Source organism: Serratia sp. M24T3 (assembly GCF_000257645.1).
Lineage (GTDB): Bacteria > Pseudomonadota > Gammaproteobacteria > Enterobacterales > Enterobacteriaceae > Rouxiella.
Genome location: NZ_AJHJ01000002.1, coordinates 277,822 through 289,402, shown reverse-complemented (window position 1 = coordinate 289,402; position 11,581 = coordinate 277,822). Strand labels below are relative to the sequence as shown.

9 protein-coding genes are annotated in these 11,581 nt (G+C 52.9%); 5 read left to right on the top strand and 4 right to left on the bottom strand.

Annotated elements, in window-relative coordinates:
* Window position 1 precedes the first annotated feature (1 nt).
* Window positions 2-1,543 (bottom strand): ABC transporter substrate-binding protein, encoded by a 1,542-nt coding sequence (locus tag SPM24T3_RS03020; RefSeq protein ID WP_009635220.1) that lies wholly within the window; start codon window positions 1,541-1,543, stop codon window positions 2-4.
* A 196-nt stretch (window positions 1,544-1,739) separates the two neighbouring features.
* Here SPM24T3_RS03020 and SPM24T3_RS03015 point away from each other — a divergent pair, with 196 nt between their 5' ends.
* The 4 genes from SPM24T3_RS03015 (at window position 1,740) to hemB (ending at window position 7,368) form a co-directional block, all read left to right on the top strand.
* Window positions 1,740-2,903 (top strand): ROK family transcriptional regulator, encoded by a 1,164-nt coding sequence (locus SPM24T3_RS03015; protein ID WP_009635219.1) that lies wholly within the window; start codon window positions 1,740-1,742, stop codon window positions 2,901-2,903.
* 2 nt (window positions 2,904-2,905) lie between these two features.
* Window positions 2,906-4,342: a M81 family metallopeptidase gene (locus SPM24T3_RS03010; protein WP_009635218.1), complete on the top strand. Its 1,437-nt coding sequence runs from the start codon at window positions 2,906-2,908 to the stop codon at window positions 4,340-4,342.
* 18 nt (window positions 4,343-4,360) lie between these two features.
* Complete coding sequence (locus tag SPM24T3_RS03005) at window positions 4,361-6,172, top strand: ABC transporter ATP-binding protein (protein ID WP_009635217.1); 1,812 nt, start codon at window positions 4,361-4,363, stop codon at window positions 6,170-6,172.
* A gap of 212 nt (window positions 6,173-6,384) precedes the next feature.
* Window positions 6,385-7,368 carry a porphobilinogen synthase gene (gene hemB / locus SPM24T3_RS03000; RefSeq protein WP_009635216.1) on the top strand — a complete coding sequence of 328 codons (984 nt, stop codon included), beginning with the start codon at window positions 6,385-6,387 and terminating at the stop codon, window positions 7,366-7,368.
* Between the two features lie 12 nt (window positions 7,369-7,380).
* Here hemB and SPM24T3_RS02995 read toward each other — a convergent pair whose 3' ends face one another.
* The gene (locus SPM24T3_RS02995) at window positions 7,381-7,962 is read right to left on the bottom strand and encodes a shikimate kinase (protein ID WP_009635215.1); all 582 of its coding nucleotides are present in this window, start codon (window positions 7,960-7,962) and stop codon (window positions 7,381-7,383) included.
* 116 nt (window positions 7,963-8,078) lie between these two features.
* Between SPM24T3_RS02995 and SPM24T3_RS02990 the strand changes: the two genes are divergently transcribed.
* Window positions 8,079-8,726, top strand: a complete 648-nt coding sequence (locus SPM24T3_RS02990; protein WP_009635214.1) for a hypothetical protein — start codon at window positions 8,079-8,081, stop codon at window positions 8,724-8,726.
* 7 nt (window positions 8,727-8,733) lie between these two features.
* Here the strand turns inward: SPM24T3_RS02990 and SPM24T3_RS02985 are convergent, their stop codons facing one another.
* Window positions 8,734-10,020, bottom strand: a complete 1,287-nt coding sequence (locus SPM24T3_RS02985; protein WP_009635213.1) for an MFS transporter — start codon at window positions 10,018-10,020, stop codon at window positions 8,734-8,736.
* Between the two features lie 99 nt (window positions 10,021-10,119).
* Window positions 10,120-11,580, bottom strand: coding sequence for a xylulokinase (gene xylB / locus SPM24T3_RS02980; RefSeq protein WP_009635212.1), 1,461 nt, complete (start codon window positions 11,578-11,580; stop codon window positions 10,120-10,122).
* Window position 11,581 lies beyond the last annotated feature (1 nt).

Genomic DNA, 11,581 nt, shown 5'->3' with positions numbered 1-11,581 from the left:
CCTACCCTTTGTGCGCGTCTTTAACAATCACGTTACCGCCGGGGATCATCCACACGCCGGAGATGTTGGATCCGGTGGCGTACAAGTCATTTTGATAATAAAGCAGCACCTGCGGGGCCTGAACGTTGATCTCCTGCTGTGCTTGAACGTATAGCTGGTTGCGTGCGTTGACGTCTTGCGTCGAGGCGGCGTCATCCAGCAGTTTGTCGAGCCTGGCATCGCTAAAGAACCCAAGATTGGCGCCACCCGGTGCGAAGCTGCCTGAGTAGTACAGCGGCCTTAACTGCAAGTCTGCGCCGTTGACGCCGGAGGACCACGAGGCCAGTACTGCGCCGGTGCCGTCAGCCTGTTTCCCCGCCGCATCGGCAAATGCCGCTTTGGTCCATACGCCGCTTTCCATCTGGCGCACGTCGAGTTTGACGCCGATCTTCGCCCACATACTTTGCAGCACCTGGCCAATACGCGCATCTGCGCCCTGAACCGCTATAGACATGCTGAAACCGTTGGCGTAACCGGCTTCTTTCAGCAATGCTTTGGCTTTTTCGATATTCAGCGGGTAAGGATTTAACGTTTTGTCATAGCCGGGGGTGATAGGTGCCAGCGGCGAGTTGGCCGGCGTTGCGAAGCCGGACATGATTGCCCGCACCAGACCATCCCGGTCGGTGGCAAAGTTCAGCGCCTGACGCACGCGCACGTCGTTCAGCGGTTTAAGCTGGGTATTCAGAGCAACCCAAAATACCGAGGCGCCCGGGCTTTCGTGCAGCTGGAATTTAGGATTGTTTTTCAGCACGCGGGCAAACTGCGGTGGCACCGGATTGATGACGTCGGCCTCACCGGCCTGTAGCGCCATGTTCATCACCGATGACTCGGAACTCCAGGTCCATTTGATATCTTCTGGTCCATCTGACTTGCCCCAGTAACCCGGATTTTTTTCTTCCAACACGAATTCGCCGGTCTTGTACTGCACCATTTTGTATGGACCGGTTCCGACAGCTTTGCTGTCCAGCGTTCCGGCTTTATCCGCCGTCGGGCTGACCATCAAACACGCGCCGGTAGTCAACAGATTCAGAAACGCCGGATAGGGTTTTTTCAGCTTGAACACCACGGTGTTGTCATCAACTTTGCTTACGCTGTCGATAAAAGTGCGCAGGCGACCGCTGGCGGCCAGGCCGCGTTTCACATCGAGATGGCGGGCGAAGTTGGCGACTACGGCGTCTGCATTGAAAGGCGTGCCGTCGTGAAACTTGACTCCGCTGCGCAGTTTGAAGGTCCACACCAGTCCGCTGGTGTCGCTGCTCCACGAGGTGGCAAGCGCCGGTTCAAGCTTGAGTTCGGGCGACATTTTCAGCAGGCCTTCGTACATCGGGTCCAATACCGTGGCGGTAAACGTCGCGGTCTGGTTACCCGGGTCCATGCTGCGCGGAGCCTCATTTTGCATTACCGTCAGTGTCGCGGCATGAAGAGGGGCGGCGATTGCGGCGAGCATTGCGACGCCGAGAAGAGTCAAACGTCCCGGACAGCCGATAGTTCTGAAACCTTTCATAAATCTTCCTCTGCCAATAAACGGTGAATGCAAAAATAGCCGACCTTTATTCTCTACAATTCGCGGCTGATTATTTCATACGAAATGCTTATATCTGATTATTTAGTTAAATTTGTGAACTAATTGGCATTGATATATTCATTTTATAAGTTTAATGTCAAGGCGGAATAACCAAAAATGAGAGCGCTGAAACGGAATGTTAAATTCATTACAACGGCAAATATTAGGGGCGATAAATTCCGCCGCAGGCCTGAGCCGTACTGAATTGGCGCAGTTTTGTCGCATGAGTAAGGCCGCTATCAGCAGTCCAGTGAGAGAAATGCTGGAGGCGGGCTATTTATTTGAAGCAGATTCGATAAATGGGCCGGGACAGGGAAGGCCGTCGGTAAAACTGATGATCCGTCCCCAGGGCGCATATTTTATCGGGGTCTCGTTATTGCAAGAACCCGCGCAGATGGCGCTAATTAATTTAAATGGTGAAATAATTGCGCGAGCCTGTTTCGCGCTTAATCGTGATCCCACTCTTTTAGCCGAAAATATTGCCCACGCGCTGCCTGAATTGCTCGACGGGCAGGCCGAGGCCGCCGAAAGACTAATGGGTATGGGCGTCACTCTTTCGGGGTTTATTGATGAAACTCAGTCTATCTGTGTGCAATCGGCGCTGCTCGGCTGGCGCAACGTGGCGCTGGCAACACTGATTACTCAGGCGACCGGCCTTGAGGTATTCATCGAAAACGACGCCAAGGCTTTGGCGGTGAGCGAGAAACGATTTGGACAGGCGCGGGATCTCGAAACTTTTACGCTGGTCAGCCACGGTGCAGGCATTGGCAGCGCGCATTTTATTGCCGGTAAGCTGCATCGCGGCCTGCATGGCGGCGCGGGGGAAATTGCCCATTGCACCATGGAGTTGAACGGGACGCCTTGCCGCTGCGGCAAACGCGGCTGCCTCGATACCATCGCTTCCGTTAATGCGATTATGGAAATGGCACGCGAGGAAAATCTCACCATCGCTAGCCTGCCAGAGCTGGAACGACTGGCGGCCAACGGACAGGCGGCGGCAATTCGAATTCTGCATCGCGCGGGTTCTGCGCTGGGCCTTGGCATCGCTCACCTGATCCAGATAATCGATCCGAGCCTGATTTTAATCGCCTGGCAGGAAGAAACCATCGACGGACTGCTTGGCACCGTGGTGCAGCAATCCATAGAAACCAACGTCTTACCGGGTTTTGCCGGACTTACGCCGGTCAGGACCTTTGCTATCAATCAGGACACCTGGGTTCGGGCCGCAGCCAGTATTGCCGCCCATCGCTTTCTTGATGGCCCTGAATCAATCAATGACGGTGCAAAATCAGCGAGGTAAAAATGCGTATCGCAGTCAGCGGCATTCATATTGAATGCAGTACTTATAATCCTGTTCTTAATGAAGAAAAAGATTTTCGCATCGTGCGTAATGCCGAACTGCTGGCCGCGCCGTATTTTGCCTTTTTGCAGGACTATCCGGCAACGTTTTTGCCGACGGTTCACGCTCGCGCCATTGCAGGTGGGCCAGTTTCTCGCGCCACCTACTATCAATTCAAGGCGGAAATGATTGCCGGACTGCAAGCGCATAAACCTTATGACGGGGTTTATCTGGCAATGCACGGCGCGATGTATGTCGAAGGTATGGAAGATGCCGAGGGGGACTGGATTGCCTCCGCGCGTGAAGTCGTTGGGCCGGATTGCCCGATCAGCGTTTCTTACGATTTACACGGCAACGTTTCGCAAAAAATCATTGATGCCATCGATATGTTCTCGACCTATCGCACCGCGCCGCATATTGACGTTGAAGAAACTTTGCGTCGCTCGGTTTCCATGCTGGTGAAAAGTTTGCAAACCGGCGTAAAACCGACCTTGCTTTGGGTGCCGATCCCAGTCGTTTTACCCGGTGAACGCACCAGCACTGAGGATGAACCGGCCAGGAGTCTATACGCGCGATTACCGGCAATTGATGAAATTAAAGGTATTTGGGACAGCTCGCTGATGGTTGGATACGTTTGGGCCGACGAACCTCGAGCTACCGCGGCAGCGATTTTCACCGGTACCGATCGCGCCATTCTTGAGCAGCAGGCCTTGAAGCTGGCACAGGCCTATTGGGATGCGCGAGAAGATTTTGTTTTTGGCTGTAAAACCGATACGCCTCAGGCCTGTGTGCAAGAGGCGATTGCCAGCAAAACGCACCCGGTGGTGCTCGCCGACTCGGGCGATAATCCAACGGGCGGTGGCGTAGGCGATCGTGCTGATCTATTGGCCGAACTTATTACTCAGGGAGCCAAAGGCGTGATCGTCGCGGGGATCACCGATTTACCCGCTACGCAAGCTGCCTTTGCGGCTGGTATCAACACTCAGCTTACACTGACTCTTGGCGGGTCTCTGGACCCTTCAAGCCCACAGGTTACTGCTGAATTCACCGTGCTGCGCCTGCTAGATTCGCCAAATGCGGCGGACCGTCAGGCAGTATTACATCACCACGGTATAGATGTGGTGGTTTCTGCTCGTCGCAGGCCTTACCACAATATTGCCGATTTTACGCTGTTGGGGCTTGATCCTTTAAAGGCCAAAATCGTGGTGGTGAAATCCGGTTATCTGTCTCCGGAACTGGCACCGATTGCGCGACCGAATCTGATGGCGCTATCCAACGGCGTGGTGGATCAGTTTGTCGAACGTTTGCCGCGCCTGAGAAAGACGGTCGCCACTTTCCCGTTTGACCAAGACTTTGATTTTGAACCACAGGTGCGCCTCTCGGCTCGTTCGGCCTCTTAATGGAAAAGGATACAAATCATGCTCGCTGCTCAGCCGGTTTTAAAGGTAGAGAATCTGACCACCTCGTTTCTCGGCGATGACGACTGGCTGCCGGTGGTGCGCAATCTGAACTTTGAGGTGTTTGCCGGTGAAACGCTGGCAATCGTTGGCGAGTCTGGTTCGGGCAAAAGCGTGACCTCGCTGTCAGTAATGCGTTTGTTGAAAGCGCGCAGCAGCAAAATTGAAGGCGCTGTCACGTTAAACCAGCGATCGCTGCTGGGGCTTTCTGAAAAGCAGATGCGCGAAGTGCGCGGCAATGAGATAGCGATGATCTTTCAGGAGCCGATGACGTCGCTGAATCCAACGTTTACTGTCGGTCGCCAGATCGCCGAAACGCTGAAGGCTCATCGTGGCATGGGCGGTAAAGCTGCGCGGGAAGAGACTATTCGGCTGCTGGAAAAGGTGCGTATTCCCAACGCCCGTGCGCGATTCGATGAATATCCTCATCAGTTTTCTGGCGGTATGCGCCAAAGGGTGATGATAGCCATGGCGCTGGCGCTGAAACCCAAACTGTTAATTGCCGACGAACCGACCACCGCGCTCGACGTCACTATTCAGGGGCAAATCCTGGATTTAATCAAGACATTGCAAGAAGAAGAGGGCATGGCGGTGCTGTTTATCACCCACGACATGGGCGTGGTAGCGGAAATCGCCGACCGGACTCTGGTGATGTATCGCGGTGAGGTGGTGGAAAGCGGCGAAACTGCCGAGCTGTTTTCACGTCCGCAGCATCCTTACACCCGTGCTCTGCTGGCGGCAGTGCCGCGCCTGGGGTCGATGCGCGGGCGTTCGCATCCGCTGCGTTTTCCTGCGATTGATATGCAAACCGGGCTGGCCAGCGATCCGCTTGAAAGCCTGGTCAAGGTGCGAAGCAATGAAACGCCGCTGCTGTCGGTGAAAAATCTCTCGGCGCGTTTCCCGGTGCTGGGCGGGATCTTTGGGCGCCCGGTTGGGGCGGTGCATGCGGTGGAAAATATCAGTTTCGATCTGTTTGCGGGCGAGACGCTGTCGCTGGTGGGGGAGTCCGGCTGTGGAAAATCAACCACCGGTCGCGCGGTCACTCGTTTGCTGAAGCCTCACGAAGGGCAGATAGATTTCGACGGTTTTGACGTAATGAATCTGAATTCAGGACAACTGCGCACGATGCGGCAGCGGATCCAGATGATTTTTCAAGATCCCTTTGCCAGCCTGAATCCACGAATGAAAATTGGCGATGCTTTGATTGAACCAATCTTGCAGCATCGATTGGCCAATAAGGCCGATGCGCTGGAAAAAGCGGCGGCATTAATGAATAAGGTCGGACTGTCGCCCGATATGATGCGCCGTTATCCGCATGAGTTTTCCGGTGGCCAGCGGCAGCGAATTTGTATTGCTCGCGCTTTGACGCTGGATCCGAAAGTGATTGTAGCCGACGAATCTGTTTCGGCGCTTGATGTTTCCGTGAAAGCACAGGTGGTAAATTTGCTGCTCGATTTACAGGAAAGTATGAATCTTTCATACCTGTTTATCTCGCATGACATGGCGGTTGTGGAGCGTGTGAGCCACCGGGTGGCGGTAATGTATTTAGGCGAAATTGTAGAAATTGGCCCGCGCGCGGCGATTTTCGATAATCCCTGCCACGAGTATACCCGTAAACTTATTGCCTCGGTGCCAGTGCCCGATCCGGCCAGGCGCGGTATCAAAAGGCATCTGCAGGTTGAAGAGTTAAAAAGTCCGGTGCGCCCGCTGGGTTATCAGCCGCCAATCCGTGATTATCGGCAAATAAGTGAAGGCCATTGGGTATTAAGCTAATTAATACTCCAATTGCTAAAAAAGTTGCTACGGAAAGATAAAGATTTTACTCCAGATAGGTATAAAATATTGCCAATTCTTATTTGACTCTCTAGACGCGAGGTTAAGTTTCGCGTTCTTTAGTGCCAATAAATTGATGTATTTTGATTTTCAGAACAACTGTTGCTCGTAATATCACAGTCAGTTAAATATTGCTTTTTGCTGGAGTAGTCATGTCAAATCAGTATCCAAACTTACGTCCTCGTCGTCTAAGACAGTCTGATTCTTTGCGCGCTCTGTTTCAGGAAACCGAGTTCAGTGTTAACGATCTCGTATTGCCGATCTTTGTAGAAGAAGAGACTTCCGAATACGCGGTAATCGAAACCATGCCCGGCGTACTGCGTATTCCTGAGTCAAAACTGGCTTATGAAATTGAACGTTATGCAAAGGCGGGTATCCGCTCGGTCATGACTTTCGGTATTTCGCATCATATGGATGCCACCGGAAGTGATACCTGGAACGAAAATGGTCTGGTGGCGCGAATGGCGCGTATCTGTAAAGACACGGTGCCGGAAATGATTGTGATGTCTGACACCTGTTTCTGCGAATATACTTCGCACGGCCACTGCGGCGTGTTGCATGACCACGGCGTAGACAATGACGCGACCCTGAAAAACCTGGGCCGTCAGGCGGTCGTTGCTGCCGCAGCCGGTGCCGATTTCATCGCGCCTTCTGCCGCAATGGATGGTCAGGTGCAGGCCATTCGCAGCGCGCTCGACGAAGCCGGTTTTATCGATACCTCAATCATGGCGTACTCGACCAAATTTGCCTCTTCATTGTACGGACCGTTCCGTGAAGCGGGCGGCAGCGTATTACAGGGCAACCGTAAAAACTATCAAATGAACCCGATGAACCGCCGTGAAGCGATCCGCGAGTCTTTGATGGATGAGCACGAAGGTGCCGATGCGCTGATGGTGAAACCGGCCGGTGCTTATCTGGACGTGATCAGCGATATTCGCGCAGCTTCTACACTGCCACTGGCGGCTTATCAGGTTAGCGGTGAATACGCGATGATCAAATTTGCCGCGCAGGCCGGTGCGATTGACGAGCACCGAGTCGTGCGTGAAACGCTGGGCGCGATTAAACGTGCCGGTGCTGATATCATTCTGTCTTACTTCGCGATGGACATTGCAGAAAATGGCGTCGATTACAATTAATCGAACTTTCGTTTACTGCTGATAAGAGCCTGACTTCGTGTCAGGCTTTTTTATGCCTGATTCTGCAAAACCAATCTGGGCAACAAACTCTCTGGCCTGCTGGTGTGAGCGAATTCTGACAAACTTTACTCGCTGGCCAGTGGGTGAGGCCATCAGCTGCTGATAATTCTTTCTGTTTTTGTAGAAAGTTTTCAGCGTCCACAGAATGATCGATTCGCGGCTAAAAAAGCTCCGACGGAAGGTTTCACGATTACCGGTTCCGACCCAGAGCTCCTGCCCGCTGGAGGCGCGCATTATTGCACGCTTGACTGCCTGATAAAGTGTGCGACCAAAACTGTAATCCACCCAGACGATGAGATCGATGTCGCGCCATTTGATCGGCTGCGAGCGTCGATAGTTACCGTCAAGTACCCACGCGGGCTGGGCAATGGCCTGTTCCAGTTTCTCAAACAGCTGTTCATCGGTGCTGCCTTGCCAGTTGGTTTGCCAGAAAAGAGCATCCATTTCGATATAGGGAATTGCCAATTTTTGCGCCAGTTGGCGTGCAAAAGTAGATTTTCCGCTGCCACTGGTGCCGATTACGTTAATTTTCACGAGGTACTCCGCAAAAAATGGCTTTCTAAAGAGGAATGATTGAAATCTTATAGTTTCAAAGCCGTGAATCAGACTATTGTACGTACCTGATTATATTAAATAAAAAGGACGAGGTCATGCCCAATGGATTAACTGGCGCGATAAGTACAGTGACTCACCCGCCACAACTGCAAAGTTTGCCGGAAACCACACCGGCCCTTAACACGACCACCATTACTCGGGCCGAGAATTCTCCCGAACAACCTACCAGCTTAAGGCAAATAAAACGGCATTGTCCGCATGCCATGGTGAGTCTGCCTAGACCAATACAGCAGAAAAATCAGCCGCTGGATCTGTCGTTTAAACCATTAACCGCTAATGCCTTATGCTCTAACGTTCCAGAATCAGTGCCTTCGACATCGGGTTCTGGGCGACCGCAGACTGCCCCTTACGTTATTGAAAGTTTAAGTATTCCAAACGAGCATCCTAAAATTATCGAGTTTCTTAATATCCCCGAGCATGAACGAACGGCGATATATAACAAGATGGTAATGGAGGCCATGCTATTGAGAATTCCTCGCGACGACACTGGGGAGAATATTTCACTGGAAATGCGCACGCTAGGGCAGGCGCATTTGATGGGTATACCCGTGTTCAATGCATTAGTTATCAAGGACATTACAGAAAAAACGCTGCTCCAACTGGAGAGCTTACAATCTGCGGCGCTTCATTTTTTATCAACATATGCCGCTCGGCAACGCGCTCATCATTCTTCGAGGCCTTAACTGAGTATTACGAACGAGGAAGGGGATCGGCCCGCTGCGCAGTACTCTCAGGCAGTTTAACATGCCCCGGTTGGTCCACTTTTACCAACAGCGTTAACACGGCAGCCACCAGATACAGCGCGGTATAAACCCAGACCACGCCGACAATATCGAAGAACGGCAGCACAATCGAGGCAATAGCGGGTGCGACAAAATTGCTTAAACCAGCAGAGAGATTATAAATCGAGATTGCTGCACCTTTATGTTTTGGCTCCAGCACCGGAAATACTGCGGTCATCGGCACAAACGCGGCTACGGTAATCCCAAGCATGACGGCTGGCACCAGCGCCATCCAGAAATTATGGCCGTAATACATCGGAATATAGTAGAACGCCAGGCTGGAAATCGCGCAACCGATACAACCAAACCAGCGCACCTGACGCAGCCAGCCGATTTTTTCGCCAAGAATGCCCCACATAATATTGGTGAAGATGGTAACAAAGAAGAACACCGCCCAAATTTGTAGCCATTCCGACATGCTGAACCCTAGGCGGCCAACGAAAAGTATCGGCATGATCACCGCAAAGCCGAATAGCGAAATGGTGTTGATGATGCGGATCAGGCACGACATAAAAATGTGCTTGTTGGTAAATAGGATTGTGACGGCGCGTGACAGTTCGGTCATTTTTTCACGAGTAGAAAGATTGGCTTTTTCGCTGACGCTGCCGACTTTTCTGAGCAAAGTCAGTGCCATCATGCCACCGACTCCCACCCAGGCGATGGCAAACCACAGGGTGCCGGTCTCACCGAATAATGGGATCGTGAAGCTGGGTAAATAGCTGCCGATGCAGCCGATGCCGATCGAATACATTGCCCAGAACCAGCCCATTGCCGATGAAAGCTGCTGTTTTGGCACAGTTTGCACCACCAGCATCACAAAGGAATAAATAAACAGCGGATAAGCCAGCCCGCGAATCCCGTAAAATAGCAGCATCAGCGGGTAGTTTCTCATGCCCAATCCAAACAGCATAAACAGCGTATGCATTACCACCCACAGAATAAAGCCGATGCGCATGGCTTTTTGTGGAGTGATGATTTCAGCGACTACGCCGGAGCTCCAGGCCGCTACCGCCGCCGCAAGGCCGTAAACGGTAAACACCAATGCTGATTCGGCAGGGGAGAAGCCCATATCGGTGATGTGTTTAGACAGAAAAGCCATTTCAAAGCCGTCGCCGCTCATAAATACCGCAATGGCAATGTATCCCCACAGCAGATTAAGCGGTAAGCCAAACCAGTGATCCTGTTTTTTTTGCATAGCTTGCTCCTCTGAGGGAGCGCGGCTACCTCAGTTGCAGGTTGATAAAGTTGGGGTTGGGGTTAGGAAGCCCCAGGTTTTTATAATATTTTCATGAGGTTATTTTCGTAATTCAACCTGTTGCCGATAGAGACGCCGCCAGGTTGCCAGCCGTGATTGCAACATCTGATGGCGGGTAGCGTCAGGGGTAAAGGTTTGTTTGATTTCCGGCTTGCGGCAGACCTCACGACGGTCTCCTCCATCTGCCAGCCAGCCAAGGCGAGCGGCGCCTAAAGCACCACCTGCCTCACCGCCGTGATGGGTTGTAATCGTCAGATTTAGTGCATCGGCCATCAGTTGCGCCCATTCATTACTGCGCGCGCCGCCGCCGACCAGAGCACATTTATCAAGTACAGTGCCAGACTGTTGCAATACGGCAAGGCCATCAGCCATGCCAAAGGCTACGCCTTCAAGTACCGCGTAGCCGAGCGAGGCGCGCTGAGTACGGTGAGTCATGCCATGAAAAGCGCCGACGGCTTCGGGGTCATTGTGTGGCGTGCGCTCACCTGAGAGATAAGGTAAAAACAGCGGTGCCTGGCGTTTGTCGGCCTGTGAAAGTTGAGCAATTTCAGCTAATAAGGTAGTTTCATTGCTGCCCACTAACTGGCAATACCAACGCAGGGCGCTGGCGGCGGTCAACATCACGCTCATCTGGTGCCAACGGTCGGGCAGGGCGTGGCAGAAAGCGTGTAGCGCCGATGCTGGGTTCGGGCTAAATTTTTCGTTAACCGCGAACAGCACGCCGGATGTTCCCAGCGAGATAAACGCATCGCCTGGCTCAACGGCGCCGATACCTACGGCGCTGGCGGCGTTATCGCCTCCGCCACCGGCAATAATCACCTGATCGTTTAATCCCCATGACCGCGCAATATCGCGGTTGAGATAGCCCGAAGATTCGCTGCCCTCAATCAGCCGCGGCATTTGATCTCGCGTCAGTCCGCAGGCATCAAGCAGCGTGTCTGACCAATCGCGTTTTGCGACATCTAGCCATAGCGTGCCCGCCGCGTCCGACATATCCGAGACTTTATCGCCGCTCATTTTCCAGCGCAGATAATCTTTAGGCAGCAGTACTGTGGCAATCTCGCTAAAAATTTTAGGTTCGTGGCGCGCCACCCACAGCAGTTTTGGTGCAGTAAAACCCGGCATGGCAAGGTTCCCTGCTATCTGATGCAGCTGCACAGCGGTATCGGTCAACTGTTGACATTCTTTGGCGCTGCGAGTGTCGTTCCACAAAATCGCCGGACGTAGCACCTCGCCTTCATGGCCCAGTAACACCGCGCCGTGCATCTGACCAGACAGGCCAATAGCGCGAATCTGCCCCCAATCCTGTGGCAATTTTTCGCGCAACTGTGCCACCACATTTTGTGTCGCTTGCCACCAGTCGGCGGGGTTTTGCTCTGACCAGTGCGCGTGCGGGCGCTGAACCTCCAGCGATTCTCCCGCGCTGGCCAGCACTTGGCCCTGTTTGTTGAGCACCAGCGCCTTGATCTCTGAGGTCCCTAAATCCAGTCCTAGATACATG